This window comes from Exiguobacterium sp. RIT594 (assembly GCF_003339585.1).
Classification (GTDB): Bacteria; Bacillota; Bacilli; order Exiguobacteriales; family Exiguobacteriaceae; genus Exiguobacterium_A.
In genome coordinates this window covers 964,984-984,123 of record NZ_QPKF01000001.1, presented here as the reverse complement: position 1 = coordinate 984,123, position 19,140 = coordinate 964,984, and the positions used below count along the sequence as shown (strand labels likewise).

General features: G+C 50.0%; 25 protein-coding genes. 11 read left to right on the top strand and 14 right to left on the bottom strand.

Annotated elements, in window-relative coordinates; genetic code table 11:
• Positions 1-34 precede the first annotated feature (34 nt).
• Genes DVG79_RS04920 through DVG79_RS04910 form a run of 3 tightly spaced genes read right to left on the bottom strand, consistent with a single transcriptional unit; the run spans position 35 to position 2,955 of the window.
• Positions 35-964, bottom strand: a complete 930-nt coding sequence (locus tag DVG79_RS04920) for an alpha/beta hydrolase (protein ID WP_114595706.1) — start codon at positions 962-964, stop codon at positions 35-37.
• Between the two features lie 36 nt (positions 965-1,000).
• Positions 1,001-2,455, bottom strand: a complete 1,455-nt coding sequence (locus DVG79_RS04915) for a PH domain-containing protein (RefSeq protein WP_114595705.1) — start codon at positions 2,453-2,455, stop codon at positions 1,001-1,003.
• Positions 2,452-2,955, bottom strand: a complete 504-nt coding sequence (locus DVG79_RS04910; RefSeq protein ID WP_233494528.1) for a PH domain-containing protein — start codon at positions 2,953-2,955, stop codon at positions 2,452-2,454. Before DVG79_RS04910 ends, DVG79_RS04915 begins: the two co-directional genes overlap by 4 nt.
• Before the next feature lie 133 nt (positions 2,956-3,088).
• Between DVG79_RS04910 and DVG79_RS04905 the strand changes: the two genes are divergently transcribed.
• Positions 3,089-3,544: a hypothetical protein gene (locus DVG79_RS04905; RefSeq protein ID WP_114595703.1), complete on the top strand. Its 456-nt coding sequence runs from the start codon at positions 3,089-3,091 to the stop codon at positions 3,542-3,544.
• A gap of 22 nt (positions 3,545-3,566) precedes the next feature.
• On the opposite strand, the gene DVG79_RS04900 is transcribed toward DVG79_RS04905, so the two are convergent.
• Entirely contained in the window at positions 3,567-4,001 is a 435-nt protein-coding gene (locus tag DVG79_RS04900) for a MarR family winged helix-turn-helix transcriptional regulator (protein WP_114595702.1), read from the bottom strand.
• A gap of 106 nt (positions 4,002-4,107) precedes the next feature.
• Here DVG79_RS04900 and DVG79_RS04895 point away from each other — a divergent pair, with 106 nt between their 5' ends.
• A complete protein-coding gene (locus DVG79_RS04895; RefSeq protein WP_012370502.1) occupies positions 4,108-4,530 on the top strand; it encodes an organic hydroperoxide resistance protein in 423 nt (140 codons plus the stop codon).
• 205 nt (positions 4,531-4,735) lie between these two features.
• On the opposite strand, the gene DVG79_RS04890 is transcribed toward DVG79_RS04895, so the two are convergent.
• Positions 4,736-5,875 (bottom strand): Six-bladed beta-propeller, TolB-like protein, encoded by a 1,140-nt coding sequence (locus tag DVG79_RS04890; protein ID WP_114595701.1) that lies wholly within the window; start codon positions 5,873-5,875, stop codon positions 4,736-4,738.
• Positions 5,876-6,011: 136 nt separating this feature from the next.
• On the opposite strand from DVG79_RS04890, the gene DVG79_RS04885 reads away from it, so the two are divergent.
• The 3 genes from DVG79_RS04885 (at position 6,012) to DVG79_RS04875 (ending at position 8,579) form a co-directional block, all read left to right on the top strand.
• Entirely contained in the window at positions 6,012-7,091 is a 1,080-nt protein-coding gene (locus DVG79_RS04885; RefSeq protein ID WP_233494527.1) for a GTP pyrophosphokinase, read from the top strand.
• 63 nt (positions 7,092-7,154) lie between these two features.
• Entirely contained in the window at positions 7,155-7,598 is a 444-nt protein-coding gene (locus tag DVG79_RS04880) for a MarR family winged helix-turn-helix transcriptional regulator (protein ID WP_014970479.1), read from the top strand.
• 69 nt (positions 7,599-7,667) lie between these two features.
• Positions 7,668-8,579 carry a tetratricopeptide repeat protein gene (locus tag DVG79_RS04875; protein ID WP_114595700.1) on the top strand — a complete coding sequence of 304 codons (912 nt, stop codon included), beginning with the start codon at positions 7,668-7,670 and terminating at the stop codon, positions 8,577-8,579.
• An 82-nt stretch (positions 8,580-8,661) separates the two neighbouring features.
• Here DVG79_RS04875 and DVG79_RS04870 read toward each other — a convergent pair whose 3' ends face one another.
• Genes DVG79_RS04870 through DVG79_RS04850 form a run of 5 tightly spaced genes read right to left on the bottom strand, consistent with a single transcriptional unit; the run spans position 8,662 to position 12,892 of the window.
• On the bottom strand, positions 8,662-9,579 hold the full coding sequence (locus tag DVG79_RS04870) for a phosphotransferase family protein (protein WP_114595699.1): 918 nt from the start codon (positions 9,577-9,579) through the stop codon (positions 8,662-8,664).
• Positions 9,580-9,637: 58 nt separating this feature from the next.
• A complete protein-coding gene (locus tag DVG79_RS04865) occupies positions 9,638-10,207 on the bottom strand; it encodes a guanylate kinase (RefSeq protein WP_114595698.1) in 570 nt (189 codons plus the stop codon).
• The gene (locus DVG79_RS04860) at positions 10,197-10,673 is read right to left on the bottom strand and encodes a hypothetical protein (RefSeq protein WP_114595697.1); all 477 of its coding nucleotides are present in this window, start codon (positions 10,671-10,673) and stop codon (positions 10,197-10,199) included. Before DVG79_RS04860 ends, DVG79_RS04865 begins: the two co-directional genes overlap by 11 nt.
• A 12-nt stretch (positions 10,674-10,685) precedes the next feature.
• Complete coding sequence (locus DVG79_RS04855; RefSeq protein ID WP_114595696.1) at positions 10,686-11,417, bottom strand: glycerophosphodiester phosphodiesterase; 732 nt, start codon at positions 11,415-11,417, stop codon at positions 10,686-10,688.
• Positions 11,414-12,892 carry a carboxypeptidase M32 gene (locus tag DVG79_RS04850; protein ID WP_114595695.1) on the bottom strand — a complete coding sequence of 493 codons (1,479 nt, stop codon included), beginning with the start codon at positions 12,890-12,892 and terminating at the stop codon, positions 11,414-11,416. The genes DVG79_RS04855 and DVG79_RS04850 overlap by 4 nt, the downstream gene beginning before the upstream one ends.
• Positions 12,893-13,036: 144 nt before the next feature.
• On the opposite strand from DVG79_RS04850, the gene DVG79_RS04845 reads away from it, so the two are divergent.
• Positions 13,037-13,657, top strand: coding sequence for a serine/threonine protein kinase (locus tag DVG79_RS04845; RefSeq protein ID WP_114595694.1), 621 nt, complete (start codon positions 13,037-13,039; stop codon positions 13,655-13,657).
• A gap of 85 nt (positions 13,658-13,742) precedes the next feature.
• Entirely contained in the window at positions 13,743-14,060 is a 318-nt protein-coding gene (locus DVG79_RS04840) for a hypothetical protein (protein WP_114595693.1), read from the top strand.
• A 227-nt stretch (positions 14,061-14,287) separates the two neighbouring features.
• On the opposite strand, the gene DVG79_RS04835 is transcribed toward DVG79_RS04840, so the two are convergent.
• Both DVG79_RS04835 and DVG79_RS04830 read right to left on the bottom strand, forming a co-directional pair.
• Entirely contained in the window at positions 14,288-14,656 is a 369-nt protein-coding gene (locus DVG79_RS04835; RefSeq protein WP_114595692.1) for a PH domain-containing protein, read from the bottom strand.
• 93 nt (positions 14,657-14,749) lie between these two features.
• Complete coding sequence (locus tag DVG79_RS04830) at positions 14,750-15,451, bottom strand: tubby C-terminal domain-like protein (protein ID WP_114595691.1); 702 nt, start codon at positions 15,449-15,451, stop codon at positions 14,750-14,752.
• Between the two features lie 217 nt (positions 15,452-15,668).
• Between DVG79_RS04830 and DVG79_RS04825 the strand changes: the two genes are divergently transcribed.
• The 4 genes from DVG79_RS04825 (at position 15,669) to DVG79_RS04815 (ending at position 17,508) form a co-directional block, all read left to right on the top strand.
• Positions 15,669-16,022, top strand: a complete 354-nt coding sequence (locus DVG79_RS04825) for a YciI family protein (RefSeq protein WP_114595690.1) — start codon at positions 15,669-15,671, stop codon at positions 16,020-16,022.
• Between the two features lie 14 nt (positions 16,023-16,036).
• Positions 16,037-16,375, top strand: coding sequence for a creatininase family protein (locus DVG79_RS16235; RefSeq protein WP_233494526.1), 339 nt, complete (start codon positions 16,037-16,039; stop codon positions 16,373-16,375).
• 87 nt (positions 16,376-16,462) lie between these two features.
• Entirely contained in the window at positions 16,463-16,801 is a 339-nt protein-coding gene (locus tag DVG79_RS16230) for a hypothetical protein (RefSeq protein WP_233494525.1), read from the top strand.
• Positions 16,802-16,803: 2 nt separating this feature from the next.
• Entirely contained in the window at positions 16,804-17,508 is a 705-nt protein-coding gene (locus tag DVG79_RS04815; protein WP_114595689.1) for a class I SAM-dependent methyltransferase, read from the top strand.
• A 64-nt stretch (positions 17,509-17,572) separates the two neighbouring features.
• Here DVG79_RS04815 and DVG79_RS04810 read toward each other — a convergent pair whose 3' ends face one another.
• Together DVG79_RS04810 and DVG79_RS04805 are read right to left on the bottom strand one after the other, a co-directional pair.
• The gene (locus tag DVG79_RS04810; protein ID WP_114595688.1) at positions 17,573-18,235 is read right to left on the bottom strand and encodes an HAD hydrolase-like protein; all 663 of its coding nucleotides are present in this window, start codon (positions 18,233-18,235) and stop codon (positions 17,573-17,575) included.
• Between the two features lie 324 nt (positions 18,236-18,559).
• Positions 18,560-19,093: a DUF402 domain-containing protein gene (locus tag DVG79_RS04805; protein ID WP_114595687.1), complete on the bottom strand. Its 534-nt coding sequence runs from the start codon at positions 19,091-19,093 to the stop codon at positions 18,560-18,562.
• Positions 19,094-19,140 lie beyond the last annotated feature (47 nt).

Here is a 19,140-nt window from a genome sequence, read left to right as displayed (position 1 = left end):
GAACATTCGTCAGTCCTTCTCTTTCCACCACGGATTACGGTGTCCTGACAAAAGGTTGAACGAATAAGCGGAGACGCTTTTTGTAATTCTCAGGATTATCGGAATAGGTACTGCCGTGACCGGCTCCGCGAACCGGATACAATTGTTTGATGCCAGGTTTAGCCTGATACAGTTCATACACCATCCGGGGCGGAACCACCTTGTCCTCCATCCCCTGGATGAATAACGTCGGTACCATGATCCGACTCGTTTGTCGCGTGACGGAGACATCTCCATAAAAGAAGTCCTGTTCGACTTTATTAAAACTACTTGCGACAGCAAGAGATGGTCCGGCCGGATACGGCAGGTTGACTTTCGCAAGTGACTGGAACCAGTCATCCAGGCGGGCATAAGCGCCTTCAGAAATGACGGCCTTCACTTGTTTCGGGACGGTCGGTTCTCCTGCAGCGAGCAGTACCGTCGCCCCGCCAATCCCTACTCCGTGATATACGACATGCCGGGTTCCGGTCTCTTCCATCAATTGGTTGGTCCAATCAATCAGATCCAACCGGTCGAGCCAGCCATAATTCACTGTCCCCTCGCTCGCTCCTTGACCACGCCGGTCCGGGACGAACACGTTATAGCCCAGCTGTTCCTGGTAAAAGCGGATCAGTGGTGCCGTCTGTGACGAACCGAAACGAACATCATCGGCAAGGAGTACAACCGTCTTGTCAGAAGAAGATGCGGCCGGGAGATAACGCCCGATGCGTACTTCATCCGTCGTCGTCAATTGCAGTTGTTCCGTGTCCTGTTGCTTCATCCATGCTTGATCCGCTGTATCGTCCTTCTTCTTCTCGGCAGGCAGGAGGCGGGAGCGGTCGGACTGTCCGATTAACGTTTGCTGGATCCGGTATCCGTCGTATCCGATCAGACTTCCAATCCCAAGCACAATCAGCAAGAGAATAAACATCCATTTCCGCACCATGATTCACTCCCTTTTTCGTCTGTTTCTACTAAGAGTCTATTCGTCACCGGACAGTGGTGTCCCTGCCGGTGGAGTTGGGGGTTTAAGAAAAGTCTGTTGGTACCATGCTAAAACATCTTCAAACTCCGCCTGTGTAAAGTAACCGGCATGAAACACGCTGGATCCGCGTAATGTGAGTTGAAACTTCAGAATATCCTTCTGTTCGAGAAAACGAGAAACGTGGCCGGAGAAAGCTTCAATTTTCAGGCGGGGCGCATAAATCGTTTCCCGGTTGACGAGTTCTTTTCGTAAGACAAACAAATCGTCGTGATGTCCATAGCGGGTATTTTGATAGCCGGACCGGGCGACCGCATAGTACACCGGTAACAGCAGGAGAAACGGTAACCCGAAGTAACGGAAAGGTTCCGGTAAGCCATACACCATTACTCCATTCAGCAGGATTAAGCCCAGGCTGTAACCGAGCAGCGGCCAACGGACGACGTAAAAAAATCCCCGGTCAACGGCCCGCTTGTGTGGATGTTGCAATTGAAAACGCGGTAAAAACTCCTGTAAAAAGGAATCAATCTCACCGGTCCGAATGAACGGATGTAACAGCAACTTCTCTTCTTCGCCGCTTGCCGAGATGATGTGCAGCGAAAGATGGGCCCGCTTCAACCGCCGTTTGATCCAGCTTTCCTCGATGACGAGTGCCTGCACCTTATCCTGATGAAACACAACTTCCGTCCGGTTCAGGAGACCGTAGCCGATCGTCATCCGCTCTTTCTCGCGTGTTGCCCGAAACGCTCCGTAGCGGAGGACGAATACTAAAATTGACCCAAGATAGATCAAGAGCAACAGTAACCCGCCAAGGATCAGTAACAAGACCAGTGATAGATGCAACAGCTCATCAAATGCCCGGCTGATGTATTTCTCAATGAACCGGTTAGCGAACTGATAGACGGCTCCGAACCCGACGAGCGCGAGACCCAGTCGGCCTGATAACGCGCCTGCTTTGATTAAATCCATCAAGCCGACGGTATAGGTGGCAGCCGGAACAGTATGTTCAGTTGGTTGCGACACTCTTGTTGCAATCGTCGACTTCAATTGTTTCGCAAACTCGAGCCGGACCCCTTTTAATTCGACTTCCGGCTTTCCGCTGTCGGATGAAGTCTCAACGGTCAGTGTCGCTAAACCAAGGATTCGTTCCAGCAGATTTTGATTGATCCCGATCGATTCAATTCGCTGGCGTTGCGTTGTCCGTTCACTTTTTCGAAAGATTCCTTTGTTGACCCGAATCGACTGTTCATCAATCGTAAACGTATAAAAGTACCACGAAATGATGCCGAACACGAGTAAGAGGAAACTGATGACCACAGCGCCGATCATCGTATACATGCCAAATCCGTCATTCTTTAAATCATTAAATAAAATGACCGCAATCGGGATGACGAGGGAGCGGAGCTGCGTCAACGTCGTCATTAAGATGAACAAGGGATGCACCCTCCGTGTCATAACGACTCCTCCTCCTGTTCCTCGAGTTTCGCAAATCGTTCAATCCGTTGTCGCAAGAGAACCGCTTGTGTGACATCGAGTCCAGGCAATTCGATTTGACCGGACGCTGTATGAACGTTCATGTTCATCAAATTCAATCGGCGAAGCAACGGACCGGACGACGTATCGATGATTTGTACTTTGACGAGCGGTGTCACGACATGGCGTAAAATAAAGATTCCGAACTCAACGACTAAAAACTCATCATCTACCCGGTATTTAAAATACTTTTGCCGGATCTTCGGGATGTACACGAACTGGAGTAAAAAGAATCCTGTCCACAACCCGGCGAGAATCCACATCCACCAGGGGGATAAATCTAGCCACTTGACCTGAACCACGGTTGCCGTTCCGATCAGTAGCAAATAAATGGTATACTTAATGCCGACGTATTGACGTTCGGCGGTCACCGAGGCACGTGGCAGACGTTGCCAGTCCCCGGTCGGTTGATTTGGTTGCATCCAATCCCCTGCCTTTCCTTTTTTCATACGGGAAGAGACTTGCTCAAGTTTCACTGTCATCAAACAGACGTTGACATTTCACTGCGAATCATCGCATATATAAGAGAGTAGAAATGTATTTCAAGGAGGAACCATGCTAACATTTGAAGAAAAATTAAACATCATCGAGACTTTCCCACAACTTGTCCGGAAAGAAGTTTCGCTTAACCGTGTCAATTTCCACTTCCCGGAGAGTCAGTTCGAGAAAAAAATCGTCGTCTATCATCTTCACCCGAACGGCAACGGTTTTGTCTACGCTGCAGGATTACCGGGATATGAGACGGACCGGAAAGGTTTCGTCAACATCCGTGAGTTCTCCGAGCCCGCTTTAATCCTCTTGTTACAAGATGCGATCAAAGCGCTCGAAACGGTCGAAACGGTCGAAACGCTGGAAGAAACGTGGGTCAACGACAACCAGTTCGAGCTGACGTTATTAAACGAAGACCTCGATACATGGCTGGTGTACGCGGGCGACTTGCTTGACGGTGCATTCAATTCGTATAAAGAAGCAGCGAACTACCTTGAAGAAGAAGGATTCCGCCGCAAATAAATAGTCAAAATGAACGGGACTGTCAATCAGTCCCGTTCATTTTTATGGTCAGGCGATTTAAGGTCTGCTTGACCAGTTCCATGTCTTCGTCCGATACACCCAGTAATTCTTTTAAAGCCAGCGGAATTTGTTCGGCCTCATTTCGAAGGGCTTGACCGTCTGCCGTCAACGTGATTTGGATATGACGTTCGTCCGCCGGATTTTTGACCCGTTTGACTAAACCGGAAGCTTCTAATTTCTTTAATAAGGGTGTCAATGTTCCCGAATCGAGGTGCAATCGCTCCCCGACCGCTTTTAACGATTGTTGATCCTGCTCCCACAGGACAAGCATGACCAAATATTGCGGGTAGGTTAACCCCAGCGGTTCGAGCAAGGGACGGTATCGCTTCGTGATTTCACGGGAAATCGCATAAAACGGAAAACAGAGTTGTTCCTCCAGTAATAAGGGATTCGGCATATAAATTCCTCCTTCAAGCATAATAGTTGCGTTCTTATATAGATTGTATAAAATCTAATTGTAAGCTACTTAAAATAATCAGCCAACCCGAAAGGAAGTTATCATTATGAAACCAATGTTCACATCATCTGCTACAGCTGTCGGAGGCCGTGACGGCCGCGTCGTATCGGAAGACGGTATCTTAGACGTTGCACTCGCCATGCCTGTACCGGGATCTAAAAAACAAGCAACCAACCCGGAACAATTATTTGCTGCCGGATACTCGGCTTGTTTTGATTCCGCTTTAAACCTGGTTGCCCGGAAACAAGGTATCAAACATGACGGCAGTGAAGTAACGGCACATGTCACGTTGAATGAAGCAACAGACGGATTCACACTTTCAGTAGAACTTGATGTTCTTGTCCGTGGTGTTTCAGAAGAACAAGCTGCGGAGCTTGGTAAACTCGCACACAGTGTTTGCCCATACTCACGTGCGACGGCCGGAAACATTCAGGTCGACATCTTCACACGGACGACTGACTCAGAATAAGCATACCACTCCTCCTCCTGCTTGGCGTATTTCGCTGAAAGAGGGGAGTTTTTTATTGTTTTTAACGAATGCAAGGTTATACTTTTTATTCTTCTTTTTGTTTTTTTTTACATTAATTTCGGTATATGAAATAAACGTATCTTCTCTTTAAAAATCACACTGTCTTCTTCACAGTGTGATCTCATGAAATGTTCGGCTGTTTCGTTCATTTTAACTGATTGACGGACAGAATGACCAATTCTCCGGATACAATCATATAATAGGCATCCTCGAACCGGTGACGGACCGCCTGCTCGCCGTCATACACCGTGACCATCGGTTCGGCGTCCGTCCCAATGGATTCATGCAGGTAAAACCGGTCACGCAACACCCGCTCAAACGGGTCACGGTCCAGATAACGGGCACCGGTCCGCAGGTTCATCACTTCATGGTGCTGATCCGACCGGTCATTGACGATGAAAATCGTCGACTCGACATCGTCATACGTGAAATCCAGCGGTTCGAAATCACTCCACCGAATCCGTTCCCGCTCCGTAACGGCCGATTGTTCCTTGATTTCATAAAATACTTCTTCATTCAGCCGTTCTGTATAGGCACTAAACACGAGATGGCCGTCCTGTTCGCCCAGGTACTGGACGGTATCCCCTTCTCCGTCCAGCCGCAACAACGTCCGAAAGGATAGGCGTTTCACTCCTTGCTCGATTTCCGCGACGATTGTTGACAGCGGAGCAATCAATAGACTTTCCGAATGGTCGATCGGATCTTCGGGTGAAATGACGCCGCTCTCCAGGGCATCATAAAAGGAAAATTCATCGAGCCGGGCATTGCAGACGATATAATCAGCATCCGCTAACGTGACGAGGAAAAAGTACAGCTCACGGTAGTTTTCCGTGATGCCGTACAACCGTTCATCTTTAATCGGATGCTCACGCGTCGTCTCGACATCATACAAAAAGGCTGTCGTCGCTTTGTCGACATGCAACAAGACCATATACCGTTCATTCAGGACCCAGTAGAGCGTCAAATCGCCGCCAAGACGCCACGTGGCGAGATGTTCGCTTTTTCCTGAATTCAGGTCGATGGAAAGGAGCTGTGTTTCTCCACCGTCTTCCCGGTTCTGTTCGTTCAGACAATAGACTTTTCCCTTTTTGACGAATGGCCGGGTCGGTCCGTGGTCCTGCAACACGTCAGGCGTCAGATCGACCTGTTCTTGATCCTCTAAATCAAACCGGCTGATATGAAATTGACTGTCGTTGAGTCGGCGGCGGAAATAAACCGATGATGGTGTGACATGTAAGATATCAGAATGATCAGCTGGCAACGCCCGCGCGTCCAAAATTTCCATTCTAGCACCCCTCCCAGATGTTCTACTCTGTCTTTCCCACGAAGCGTCCTCCTTGAAACAGGGTCCTGCCGTGCGTCCAGTGAAAACGAGTGCTACAATAATGTCAGAAGAAGACATGACAAGGAAGGTGAATCCCGTGCAATCGCAGGACTTAAATACGATGATGCTCGAATATGTCAATGACAAGGAAGACTATGATGCCTTTGCCGATAAATTAAAAGTTTTATTATCGGAATTGCTCGATGCAGCCGGCATCAAATACCATTCGATCGTCGCCCGGACGAAAGAGTCCGACAGTCTGTACCAAAAAGTGTTACGGCAACCGAATAAATACCAATCGCTTCGCGATGTCCACGATTTAACGGGGATTCGGATCGTGACGTATTTTCACGATGATGTCCGGGAAGCGGCCCGGATCATCGAAAATGAATTTTCAATTGACCGGGATCAATCCGTCGACAAATCCACTTTGCTCGACACGACCGAGTTCGGTTATCTGTCCGTCCACTTCGTTGCTGCGTTGAATGAACAGCGGCTCGCCCTCAGCGAATACGGACGTTTTAAGGAACATACCGCCGAAATCCAGATTCGTTCGATTCTACAACACGCCTGGGCCGAAATCGAACATGATTTAGGATACAAAAATCCGAACAGCGTACCGGCTGAAGTCCGCCGCAGTTTCAGCCGTGTCGCGGGACTCCTTGAAATCGCCGATCAGGAATTCGTCAACATCAAAAAACAATTGAAACAATTTGAAGACGAGACGGTCCAACAAATTTTATCGGATCCTCATAAAGTTCGGATCACATCGGACAACTTAAACTATTTCATTGATCACTCCGCCGTCATCAACGATCTCGACAAACAACTGGTCACGTCCCAGATGATGCTTGATTCCGATCAACAGTTGATCAATGAACTCATCCGGATGTTCCATTACGTCGATATCCGCAATTACGGAGAATTGATCGAAGCCGTCTCCGTCCATAGTCCGCTCGCCTTGAAATGTGCCCAGGTCATGCCGAATCCGTTCCTGCCCCGCCAAGGAATCGGCATCGCCTACATCTGTATGGCCGTGACGATTGCCGGGAACGATCCGCACCGGATTGACTATTTCTTCCGCCGGTTCTACCCGGAACTCCGAAACGTCGAGGACATCATCAAACAGGTCCAACCGTTAAGTAAACAGATGATTCAAGAGAAAAATATTGATTAAACTAAAATTTTTCACTATACTAAATCTCGGAAGAAGAAACTACGGTACAGAAAGAGTGAAACTATGGCAACTACATTAGAAGTAGCAAACCGCGATCAGTTGATCGTCGATACAGAAAAAGGCTTACGCATGAACTACCGCGCCATCAAAAAAGATGTCCGGAGTATGTTCACGACTTACTTGACGCGAAACGAATTTTTTATCCTAAAGTCGCTTTGCACAAGCAGTCCTCAAATCGCATCGGCTTTATCCAACGAATTTCAGTTTTCAGCGAGTATGATTACGGCATTGGCCGATGAGTTGACGAAAAAAGGCTTGATTTCACGTGAACGCAGCGAACTCGATCGTCGTGTCGTTGAACTCCGGGCCACAGAAGACGGCATCGAATTATACGGGAAGCTCGAAGCAATGAAGATGGAATACCTGTCTGACGTCTTTGCTGACTTTTCGGATGCTGAACTGGATACGTTCCGGACACTCTTGACGAAACTCGAACAACAAAATTAATCTCGTTCCCTTCAACCTCATTGGTTGAAGGGTTTTTCTACTGATACCACATGCGAGGAGTGACTTCAGATGACAGTTTCCATGACGCTTGAGACGAAGCGGTTACGGATTCAAGGCGCCGACGATCCTTCCGGGCAAGACGCGTATACGTTTAAGTTGTTTCGTTCGGACGATGGAGCGGTGCCCGGAACGGTTATAGTCTCAGCCCTTCATCGTCCGGACATCCGGACGGCACACGTCCATTGCCAGATCAATCCGCTGTTTTTACGACAGGGCTATGCTACGGAAGCCCTTCCTGCCGTGCTGACATTTGTCTTCACAAGACTTGATTTTCAACAGATTGAAGCTTTCATCCATCCGGATAACGAACCGGCGCTCGCTATCGCTTCTCGGCTCGGTCTGCAGTTTCGCTACAGCGTATTACCGGATGAACAGCCGTGTCATCCTCTGACCTTCGTCTATCATCCATCCGTCAACATATCTTCTGAGGTTCATTTCGACTTTGCTGCCGTCTCGCGTCTCCGTCAAGCGAAACAGTATCACGCAACGAAAGCCTTGGTCGCTTCTTATCTGCACCAAGCACCGGACGATCCGTTAATTCATTACCAGATGGCCTGGTGTCATGATAACCTCGGAGAGGAAGCGGCTGCCGTCCCGCATTACGTCGCTGCCATCGAACTGGGGCTGCCCGAACCCGATTTGCAGGAAGCGTACGTCGGACTCGGCAGTACCTACCGTGCCCTCGGGCGATACGATAACGCGTATCAGACCCTAACAGAGGGACTCGTTCACTTCCCGAATCATGCCGCCTTACAGACGTTTTTAGCACTGACGTTACATAATCTCGACCGATCGGCCGAAGCAATCGAACGATTGATCGGAACGCTTGTTGATACGACGGAGAATCCCGAAATCCGTGCTTATGGCAGCGCCCTGCGCTTTTATGCGTCCCGTGTCAACGAAACATGGGACGGGAACTGAACCGAAAAAAAACCGTGTCCTGACCGAGTCAATCGGTAAAGGGCACGGTTTTTCCTGTCGAACGGGAGTTCCGCTCAGACGATCACGTCCGGTCAAACGTCTCATACCAATCTGGGACAGTATGCTCAAACCGCCGGTGGTCGGACAGTACACGTTCGATCCGCCGGCGCATCTGGTCCATTTCTTCCGGTGCATGCCGGCTTGTCCAGACGATGGATGAAAAACAGGCCATCGCCAGATAGATGCTGTAGACACGCCAAAACAGCTCCGGAACGTCCCCTCCGAAATAACCATCGACTTGACCGACGGCAAACGGAATGCTGTTTTCGACCTGAAACAATCCCATTTTGACGAAATCATGCCACGGATCGCCGCTATCGTGATTCGAAAAATCAATCATTCCCACGAGATGCTCCCCGTCCGTAATCAGATTGCCGAGATGAACATCGTCGTGTTGCAAACGATTCGGACGGTCTGCAATCCATCCGATGTTTTGTTCAATGAAGGACAAAATTGCTTGATCGCCAGTCAACGGTAACGCTTCCTGTTGATACAGCGTGACGTACCGGTTGTGTTTCGCCCGACACCGGACCGCCCACTTCGTTGCCGGCGGTCCTGCATAACGGTGGATTTGCTTCAATAACCGTCCTGTCTCCTGACCAAGCCGGTACTCGATGTCTCGACCAAGCGGTACACAATCTTGGATCGTCGAACCGGTCAGGAAACGGTAACGGCTGTAACAGACAGCGGCTTCCGGAAGCTGATTTAAGCCGAGTGGTTCCGGGACCGGCAGTCCGTCTTGTTTCAGTTGCCGCAAAATTTCAAACTCCCGTTTTTTCCGCCGAAATGCTGTGAGCGGAGCCGTATGGAGGATCGACAGTCCGCTTTCGTCATGGACTGTATATTTCGGTGAAGCAGAGTAACGCGTCGGCAGACGGGTCCAGCCGGTCAGATGCCGGAGTTCCGGTTGCTGTTGCAAAAGCTGAACGAGTCCATCCATCGCAGGTTCTCCTTTCTTCCAGACAGGCATCAAAAAACAGCAGGGAATTTCCCTGCTGTTATGATTCGGACGGTTGTCCGGGAATATACGCGGAAATGATTCCTAACAGATCGGCATAGGCTTGTTCAAAATCAATGTTTTCAATCATGTAATCGTAATGATCCCGTTCTTTCCAGGCATCGGCATAATCGACGAGCCGCGCTTCAAACTCCGGTGTATCCCCCCGCATCAGCAACCGTTCCTTCATCAAATCCGGCGGAACGGAGACGAAAATCGTGATGACGTGGTCGGCATACAACGTCTTGAACGCTGCCGCCCCTTTCGGATCAATATCCTTGATGACGATTCCGTCCGTCGCTAAAATTTCTTCATATGCCTTTCGTGGCGTACCGTACCATGCCCGGTGTACGTGGGCATACTCAATGAATCCGTTCTCCTGGATCAATTGTTGGAACGTCTTGACGTCAACGAAATGATAACTTTCCCCGTCATGTTCCGTCGGACGTTTCGGACGTGTCGTCACAGACGGAATAAAGCGGACCCGTTCATATTCCTGGCGTAAGCGTTTGATCAAGGAAGATTTCCCGCTGCCCGATCCACCAATCAACAGAATGATTTTACCTGACATCGTCATCCTCCTTTTGTTGTTGTACTGTCATGAAATAGCTCGAAAAGCGAAGCGCAAATTGTTCCAGTTCACTGTCTTCGATCACCCCGTAAATCGGGCGGATGACGACGAGGTACCGGTCATACGTTAAAATCCGGGACACGTCATTTCGGGTCATCTGAACATTTTTTTCAGGATAACTCGCAACGTAATACCAATCGACGGCGATACGCGTCGGTGTCGGACTGGAATAAATCCAGGTTTGGCTCGAACGAGTGTGCTCGAGCGTGCTGGTACGGGCAAACCGTTGTACCATCTTTAATTCGGTTTTGGCGTCGCGGAGTCCTGCCTGAAAATCATCCGGTCGCGTCACCGATTCCTCGACCTGTTTTGGTTTTGGTGCCGGCAGACTGGCAAAACCAATCTGCAGACCGATGACGAGTGCGACCAATGACGCTAAAATGATGAACAGATGCTCCTTCCGCATGACGCTACCTCCTTATGGGATGGATAGACTTTTCTGAAATGCTTGTGGATCATTGACGATGACGGCGTCAATCCCGATCTCCATCATCCGTCTGACATCAGCAGCCGTTTTCGGCGTATAGACCCGGACTTCAATCCCGGCCTGATGGGCAAGGATGACATCTTCTCGTGTTACGCGGCGGTAATCCGGATGAATCGCCTTTGCCCCGAGCAGGATGGCTTGTTGCTCCGGGTGGTACAACGGATACGGATAGAGAATCGCTGTCTCGATCGTCGGATCAAGTTCCCGGACGGTCGCGACCGAATAATGATTAAACGAACTAAAAATCAGGCGGTCATTCGCAATACCGTGGGCACGACACCGTTCGAGTGTGTACGCTTCGATCCCGGGATACCGGATCGTATCCGTCTTCAGCTCGATGTTGAGCAACAGCTTTGTCGGTGCAAGCAGGGTCAGTACTTCATCAAGAGTCGGAATCGTCGTTTGAACCGGTCCGCCGTCTCCTTTGAACCGGGCTCCGGCGTTGAGCTGTTTCAGTTCAGCGAGCGTCAAATCGACGACCCGCCCCGTTCCGTCCGTCGTCCGGTTCACCGTCTCATCATGAATGATGACTCCGACTCCGTCACGTGAAAAGTGAACATCGAATTCAATGCCGTCGACGAACGGAATTGCTGCTTCAATCGCTTCGAGCGTATTTTCCGGAAACCGGTCACTCGCTCCGCGATGGGCGAACCAGCGCATCATAACGCTTCGACGACCCGCGTATATTTCGCCGTCAAGTAGTCAATCAACGGCTGGACGGAAATCGATTGTCCGGTTGCTGCTTGAATCAGTTCCGCCGGGGTCTTCGCTTTTCCGTGCCGGTGAATGTTGACGTTCAACCATTCCTTGATGGGTGCCAGTGTTCCGTCGGCAATAAGTTGATCAACATCATTGACGTCACGGCGTAACGCTTCGTTCAGCTGAGCACTGTAGACGAGACCAAGCGCGTAACTCGGGAAGTAACCGAACGATCCGCCGGACCAGTGGACATCCTGCAGAACACCTTTTGCGTTCGTCGGAACATCAACTCCGAGGTATTCCTTGTACAGACGGTTCCATTCCGCCGGCAGGTCTTTGACTTCGAGTTCGCCCGTAATCAGGCGTTTTTCGAGCTCGTAGCGGATGATGATATGCAAAGCATACGTCAATTCGTCCGCTTCGATCCGGATCAGCGACGGTTTGACTTCGTTGACCGCGGCATAAAACGTCTCAAACAGGACATCCGTCAATGAAGGAATCGCTCGTTGCAGACCGGCATAGCGGGCAGACAGGAATCCTTGATTCCGGCCGATGAAATTCTCAAAGAACAACGACTGTGATTCATGGATCCCCATCGAGGCCCCGTCCCCGAGTCCGAGCGTATCGAGATTCGGATCGATGCCTTGTTCATATGTTGCGTGTCCGGCTTCATGCATCGTTCCGAAAACCGAATTGCGGTAATCATTTTCATCGTACTTCGTCGTGACGCGGGCATCTTTCCGGTTAATCGTCGTTTGGAACGGATGGACGGTCTCATCGAGTCGCCCCGCCGTGAAGTCATAACCGATATCCTGCAGCCACTCGTGATTCAATCGAATCTGTGTCTCGCGGTCGGCTGACCAGTCGAGTGTCGGGAATGTTTTTCCGTCGAGTTGTTGCAGGAGCGTGATGATCGCCTGGCGCAGTTCGGCAAACAACGGATCGAGTTCCGCAACGGTCATGCCCGGTTCATAGTCATGGAGCAACGCATCGTACGGATGGTTGTCATACCCCCAGTACTCGACGAACTTCCGTTCCATCGCGACAATCTTTTCCAGGTAAGGTGCAAACAAGTCCCAATCATCTGCGTCCTTCGCTTTCTCCCAGACACTTTCCGCTTCCGAAATTAACGTGATGAACGTCTGGTATTCCGCTTCCGGAATCTTCGAGTCCCGGTCGTACGCTTGTTTTGCTTTGGCGTAGGAAACGGCTTCGACGCCTGTCAACGTTTCTTGCCCCATCGCTTCAAGCAACGTTTGATACGCTGCTCCCGTCCGGCGGCGGAAACTTTCCGTCGATAAGAAGCCGATTGATTTCGAACGGTTGTCGGCGGATTGTTCCGGCATGTATGTCCGCATGTCCCAGTAAAGTAATGCGACGGCTTCATCGTATGCACGAAGCGCTTCAAAATGGTCACGCCATTGTTGTAAAGTAGTCATCAAAATGCCCCCTTGAGCTAAGTAGTATCCGTACATTTTCAGCATATCACAAAATGTTCAAAACTTTCACACAGGAGCCGTTTTATGAAACCATCCGCGGCCAAACGTCGTATAATATAAAAGAAGAGAAAGGAAGTGGCATGTGTGAAGACAGATTCCGAACTGGCTTGTGCCATCCATCTGACGGAGACGCCGGAGGGATTTACGGTAACGTCGTATCCGGACGAACTGGAATGGATTGGAACAGGCCGCAGTGCTTTTGTATTTCGCATCACCGGAACCGACCGGGTGATTAAAAAATTTTTCCCGTCGCACCGACATCTGGCAGCAATTGAAGGATCGATTTACGAACAATTGGATTCGTTTGCGACGTACGCCAAACAGTATGAGTATGGTTCGGACTACCTCGTCATCGAATACATCGAAGGACAGACATTGTTCGAATGTCTGATCAGCGGCACGCTAATAACGGACGATGTCATCCAGACCGTCGATCAGGCTTTAGCAGAAGCCCGCTCGGTCGGCTTGAACCCATCCGACATTCACTTACGAAACATTCTGCTGACGCCGACCGGCACGCGAATCATTGATGTCGCCCGGTTCCGGCAGACGGATCCGTGTACGCAGTGGGATGACTTAAAACGGGCCTATCAGTATTTTTATGCGAAACCGTATTTCCCGAAACGTTTTTCCGAATCCTTCCTGAACACGATCGCGGACGTCTACAAGGGACGTTTGTTTGAGTCGATGCGAAAGACAGGGTAAACCAAAACGACCGACAATCCAGTGGCTGTCGGTCGTTGTTTTACATAAAACTTCAATATTTTAACTGAAATGGAGTGATTTTCAAATGAAGCGTTGGCAAAAAATCGGTCTGTGGATTGGTGGATTCGTAATCACCTTGTTAATCGTCTTCCCCTTGCTGTCGCAGGTCGTCTTTTCAAATGAGACCGAAAGCGGCGCCATCCGCCATTATTTGTATGAACAGGGTCATCCGTATCAGAGTTACACCGCCATCCTCGACAAACGAATGGTCGACCCGGACTACGGTCGCATGTATGATGTCGTGTGGTACGACTATGACAGCGAAACCGGCATGACCCCGACGATCTGTTACAGCAAAAAAACAGCACAACAGTATAGCGTCAGTTGCGGAACGGGTCCTTGACGGATCCGTTTTTTTTGAACATTTTTCTTTTTTTACCTGTTATGACAGCTGAAGGTTTGGAAGGAGTAGCATCGCCCGTGCCTGTATGAAATCATTTTATACACGAATTACGGGAATTGAAATAAAATTAACGAACCCGTTTCGTCCGGCAGAGGCTTGCAAGTAACGTCAAGACAACCAGCAACGCCGTTTTTTGAATTCCTCGTCTCATCGTCCAGTCCCCCTTTTTAAAGAATCGCGTTCGCAATCAGCAAGTCAATTTTTCGGACATCGACCTTTTTATTGAGATTGATTTTAATCGTTCCGGCCCGCGTAAACAGTTGGACTTCCGAATTGATGTCAAACATCCCGCCGGCGTTTTCCGTTGAATACATGTTGATCGACTTGTAGGGAATTGAATAGACTTCGACCTTCTTCCCCGTCAACCCTTGCGCGTCGCGAATGATCAGCCGGTGTGTCGTAAAAATCGCGACGTCCCGGATCGTTTTATAGGCGGACAACGCCTCTTCCCCTTGAATCAATAATCCTGTTACGTCTTGCGGGATGTCACACTCGGAGACAAAGGTCCATGCGAGTTGACTCAGTGGATTGCTCATCAAAAATCGCCTGCTTTCTGCTTTTAATTTTGCTTACCTGTCTAGGATAGCTGATTTCCCTGTCTGTACCAAGTCATGTAAAATTATCCGGCTTCACTCGCGAAAATGGAGACGAAACAAAATCATGCCAGCGAGTAGGACCGACCGTGTCTCAAGATCCGGGACATCAAACGTCAGCAGGTGCCGTTTCCGGTGACTTGTCGCAATCGTTTTCTTAGCACGCCTTACCTCAATCCGTCGGGATAACCGGGGTGACCGGATCTGATACGTCTCACCATGGTACGTCATCTTTAGTACTTCAGTAAATTCGACGGCGTGCCGGACCGTATTTTCAGTTTGGATGTCGCCGACGGTTTCGCCACCTTCCTCAATCGTCCATTCGGTCTGATTGCTCCACAGCCGTTGCCCCGCTTTTTCCTCGAACCGGAGTTCGCGCTGCGACAGATCAAAATCGAGATTCAGGAAAAAATTCTCCACTTTCGGAAAAGCGACGAACCAGCGGTGCCAGGCCTTCTTAAACGTCCGGCGGTAGGAACCGACGACCGTCTCCGCCTGGTAGATCTGTTTGATCCCCGTTGATTGCCGGTCACTAAGACGCGACGTGTAACCGGTCCCGCTTCCGTTGAATGCCGCATCTTGTTTTTGTTGCCACCGTTCCACCCAAAAAAGCAACAGAGCTGCCGGGAGAAAAACGAAGACACTCCCCCACTCCGTCCAGCGGAAGATGTCAAAATACAGTCCCCGCGCCGTCAGAGCAACGATACCGAGCACAAACATGCCGATACAATAGACCATTTCCCTGCTCCTTTCCTGATAAGAATTGATTTCATTCTTCTGACTTTATGCTAAACGAAGGGGTTTGACGGAGCAACTTTTTCCTTTCTTCTTCCATCAAAAGAATTTTAACACCCATTTTTTAGTTAAAAAAACAGGATTTACAACCCATTTGTCGAATAAGAAACAGTAGAAGTTTTTTTACCTATATGTTCAATTATCGCAAGGAGGTTGGTCCATGTTATTCCTATTGCTCGTTAAAGCGTCAAACCGCTCTGAAGCCGGTCTGTTTCCGGATCCACTCCTTCAGGAAGCGATGGCCGCCTTTAACCGGGACCTGGTCGAAGCCGGGGTCCGGGTCATGGCAAAAGGACTGCACCCGACGCGGGAAGCCGTTCGCTTTTCGTTTCACCAACCAAATGAAGAACCGGACGTCACATCCGGACCGTTTGAACCGTCGGCGGATCAATTGGCAGGATTTATTTTGATCGATGTGGCGTCAAGAGAGGAAGCGATCACTTGGGCCAGACGTATGCCGGATCCGCAAGGTCACGGCGAAGGACAAATCGAGTTACGCCAAGTTTTTGAATGAAGGGAAATGAATTCATGCTCAACTATAAAAACAGTACGAAGGTTATTCAAGACAGTCAGACTGTCACCGCGATTCTCTCGGTCGGGGCAACCGAACAGTTCGGACCGTATCTGCCGATGCATCTTGATACATTGATTGCCGAGCACCAGGCCGCTGTTTTCGGTGAACGGTTAAACGCCTATGTCTTACCGACACTGCCGTTTAACACCTCCGAAGAACATGCCAATCAAATCGGGACCGTCACCGTCAGTCCGACGGTGATCTCAATGATGCTCGAAGAAATCATCGTTAATCTGCACCGGCAAGGGTTCACTCGATTCATCCTTTGCAACGGGCACGGAGGGGCATACTGAGAATCGGCATTCGTCAAACAGATCAATTTTAAGTATCCGGAACTCGTCGTCATCACGACACACCGCTACCGGGCCTTCGAGGAAGCGTTGCATGCTGCGGGACTCGACGGATTAAACGAACGGCACGGCGGTCTGTTGTCCGTCGCGACCGCGATGTGGCTTTGTCCAGAGCTCGTTGACCTGCAACCGATGGGCGGCGACGTTCCGCTGTCCCATTATCCTGTTGCTGATTATGTCTTTTGGGATCAACTGACGACGGACGGTTGTTGGGGAAGCTTTGAACCCGGTGTCTATTCGCCGGACGAACTCGCAATCATCGGTGAGACGTTTTGGACGACCTTTACCGAAAAACGGGCGGAACACTTGAAAGAAACACTCACGACGGCAGTCCGCCTGCGAAACCTGCCGGGAAGAAACGAGGACTAATGATGAACGAAACAATTCGGACGCACGACGATCTGTTACAGATGCTTGACGCTTTACTTCGGGAACCGACCGCTTTTTGGGACGGATTTTATGCCGACCGGACGAAACGGATCCCTTTTTTCGTCGACAAACCGGATGAGAACCTGGTCCGCTATGTCGAACAACTGGAGATTCCGGTGAACCGGGTGCTCGAACTAGGAAGCGGTCCCGGACGAAATGCTTTGTATCTCGCGGAACACGGTAGTCAGGTCGACGCGGTCGATCTCGCGAAAACCTCGGTCGACTGGGCCAATGAACGGGCACGGGCGCGGCAACTCAATGTTTCGTTCCGTCAAGGAAATCTCTTTGAACTGCCGTTCGAACACGGTGCCTACGATTTTGTCTATGATTCCGGCTGTTTTCATCATATCGCTCCGCACCGGCGGCCCGACTACATCCGGATCGTCTCGGATGCCCTGCGGCCGGGCGGCTGCTTTGCTTTGACCTGCTTCGTCGAAGGCGGACAGTACGGCGGATCCGACATGACCGACTGGGATGTTTACCGCGAACGGAGCCTAAACGGCGGTCTCGGCTTTACGGAAGAGAAACTGCGGTCGATTTTCGACACGTTCGCTGTGAATGACATCCGCTTGATGCAGGAGGCCGCTCCAACCGATCCCGTCTTCGGACTGTCCGGACTGTGGACCGCCCTGTTCCAAAAAAACTGATCGGGTAAACCAAAACCGGCTGTCTCTTCCGCTTTAGGAGAGGAGCCGGTTTTCGTCTGTTCTGTCATGGTGTTATGGCCTTTAAATCCAGTTGCATCAGTTCCTGTAAGTCTTCAATGACGGCATCGGCCTGTTCCAGCTCGGCTTCGTTTGAAAAATCGAACCGGCAGCCGATTGCTGGTAACCCATTGACTTTAGCCGCCTGAAAATCAGACATCCGGTCTCCGACGACAACCGTTTCCGTTAACTGGTGCCCAGACAAGATGTAGGCGACGAGATCACTTTTTTGTGACGACGCGACGTCTTCGATGCTATAAACGCCATCGAGCCAGCGGTCCAGTCCATACTGCCGGACGATGGCCGTTAAATACACTTTCCAGCCGTTGCTTGCGACATAGAGCCGATGCCCTGCTTCTTTTAAGGCGTGAAGTGTCGCTTCCGCTCCCGGATACAGGGCACCGTGTCCTTGTTCGATGTGACGGATCAACGCGTCTTGAAACGTCCGGTCAACGCACAGCCTCTCTTCATCCGAATGCGCCGGCAGTAAGGTTTGCCAGACTTCCGGCAATGACACTCCCATGATGGCCTGATACTCAGCCAGCGGTGTTGCCCCGCTCCAGCGGCCATTCATGCGTAAGAAGTCGAATGCATCTTCTAACGCATGACCCAGAATCCGATTCGTTTGAAATAACGTGCCGTCCATATCAAAGATGTACGCCTGTTTCATGATGATTTCCTCCTTGACGGTTAAGAGACGATTTCTTATCAGTTGTCTCGATTTAGTAACAGATTTCTTCAGACAACTTACTCATTTTGTTGATTTTCGGGTAAAGATAACTAACGGAATTTATCGTGTTGTAGTAGAAAAAAGGAGATGAACCATCATGATGGTGCTCATCGTGGTCGGCTTAGCCGTCATCAGTATCGTTCTGTTTGTTCTCTACAATAACCATAACAAAATCGTTTAGCAGCATACCTTTGATTGCGATTACTTCAGATTCCCGCTATCCCGTTGATTTTCTTTATAATCAACGGGATATGCTTGTTCTAATCACACATTACCCAGTAAATCATGGTGCACACGGGCAAGCGGCTGGAACAACAGCTTGTTCGTCCGGATTTGATCTTGCAATATCTTCGTTTCCTTCCATGCTGCCGCGTACTGGTCCTGATTGACCACCCCTGTTTCCCGGGCCAACTCGAGTTCCTCCGCATCCAGCACAAAACATTCTCCGGACGGCAATAATACGAGATCGAGCATTAAATCGTCCCAAAAAATCCCGGTCGTATCCCGTCCATGCCGAAGACAAATATCGACGTATACCTGTACGATTTGTCCGTGTGCATTAAACATCGTCGTGATGACGTGCTTCTGCCCTGCCGGAAACTGTTGAAGCCAGACATAGCCGTCACCCACAATCTGAATCTCCTGCTCGGAATAACGAACCGACAACGGGTTTGTCACCCGGATCAGATCAAGCCGTGTCACATAACCCGTAAACGATGTTGTCTCAAGATAAAGCTCCCGGTAATCGCGTTTTACGATCCGCTTCCATGAAGATCGGGTGGCATATTTACGTTTCACAACGGCTCCCTCCTTCTTTTTTCCATCCTATCATTTCCGTATCGACT

What these genes read in the sequence shown, in the direction of transcription:
- DVG79_RS04920 (WP_114595706.1), bottom strand. Translation starts at nt 964, where the DNA reads ATGGTGCGGAAATGGATGTTTATTCTCTTGCTGATTGTGCTTGGGATT.
- DVG79_RS04915 (WP_114595705.1), bottom strand. Translation starts at nt 2,455, where the DNA reads ATGACACGGAGGGTGCATCCCTTGTTCATCTTAATGACGACGTTGACG.
- DVG79_RS04910 (WP_233494528.1), bottom strand. Translation starts at nt 2,955, where the DNA reads ATGCAACCAAATCAACCGACCGGGGACTGGCAACGTCTGCCACGTGCC.
- DVG79_RS04905 (WP_114595703.1), top strand. Translation starts at nt 3,089, where the DNA reads ATGCTAACATTTGAAGAAAAATTAAACATCATCGAGACTTTCCCACAA.
- DVG79_RS04900 (WP_114595702.1), bottom strand. Translation starts at nt 4,001, where the DNA reads ATGCCGAATCCCTTATTACTGGAGGAACAACTCTGTTTTCCGTTTTAT.
- DVG79_RS04895 (WP_012370502.1), top strand. Translation starts at nt 4,108, where the DNA reads ATGAAACCAATGTTCACATCATCTGCTACAGCTGTCGGAGGCCGTGAC.
- DVG79_RS04890 (WP_114595701.1), bottom strand. Translation starts at nt 5,875, where the DNA reads ATGGAAATTTTGGACGCGCGGGCGTTGCCAGCTGATCATTCTGATATC.
- DVG79_RS04880 (WP_014970479.1), top strand. Translation starts at nt 7,155, where the DNA reads ATGGCAACTACATTAGAAGTAGCAAACCGCGATCAGTTGATCGTCGAT.
- DVG79_RS04875 (WP_114595700.1), top strand. Translation starts at nt 7,668, where the DNA reads ATGACAGTTTCCATGACGCTTGAGACGAAGCGGTTACGGATTCAAGGC.
- DVG79_RS04870 (WP_114595699.1), bottom strand. Translation starts at nt 9,579, where the DNA reads ATGGATGGACTCGTTCAGCTTTTGCAACAGCAACCGGAACTCCGGCAT.
- DVG79_RS04865 (WP_114595698.1), bottom strand. Translation starts at nt 10,207, where the DNA reads ATGTCAGGTAAAATCATTCTGTTGATTGGTGGATCGGGCAGCGGGAAA.
- DVG79_RS04860 (WP_114595697.1), bottom strand. Translation starts at nt 10,673, where the DNA reads ATGCGGAAGGAGCATCTGTTCATCATTTTAGCGTCATTGGTCGCACTC.
- DVG79_RS04855 (WP_114595696.1), bottom strand. Translation starts at nt 11,417, where the DNA reads ATGATGCGCTGGTTCGCCCATCGCGGAGCGAGTGACCGGTTTCCGGAA.
- DVG79_RS04850 (WP_114595695.1), bottom strand. Translation starts at nt 12,892, where the DNA reads ATGACTACTTTACAACAATGGCGTGACCATTTTGAAGCGCTTCGTGCA.
- DVG79_RS04840 (WP_114595693.1), top strand. Translation starts at nt 13,743, where the DNA reads ATGAAGCGTTGGCAAAAAATCGGTCTGTGGATTGGTGGATTCGTAATC.
- DVG79_RS04835 (WP_114595692.1), bottom strand. Translation starts at nt 14,656, where the DNA reads ATGAGCAATCCACTGAGTCAACTCGCATGGACCTTTGTCTCCGAGTGT.
- DVG79_RS04830 (WP_114595691.1), bottom strand. Translation starts at nt 15,451, where the DNA reads ATGGTCTATTGTATCGGCATGTTTGTGCTCGGTATCGTTGCTCTGACG.
- DVG79_RS04825 (WP_114595690.1), top strand. Translation starts at nt 15,669, where the DNA reads ATGTTATTCCTATTGCTCGTTAAAGCGTCAAACCGCTCTGAAGCCGGT.
- DVG79_RS16235 (WP_233494526.1), top strand. Translation starts at nt 16,037, where the DNA reads ATGCTCAACTATAAAAACAGTACGAAGGTTATTCAAGACAGTCAGACT.
- DVG79_RS04815 (WP_114595689.1), top strand. Translation starts at nt 16,804, where the DNA reads ATGAACGAAACAATTCGGACGCACGACGATCTGTTACAGATGCTTGAC.
- DVG79_RS04810 (WP_114595688.1), bottom strand. Translation starts at nt 18,235, where the DNA reads ATGAAACAGGCGTACATCTTTGATATGGACGGCACGTTATTTCAAACG.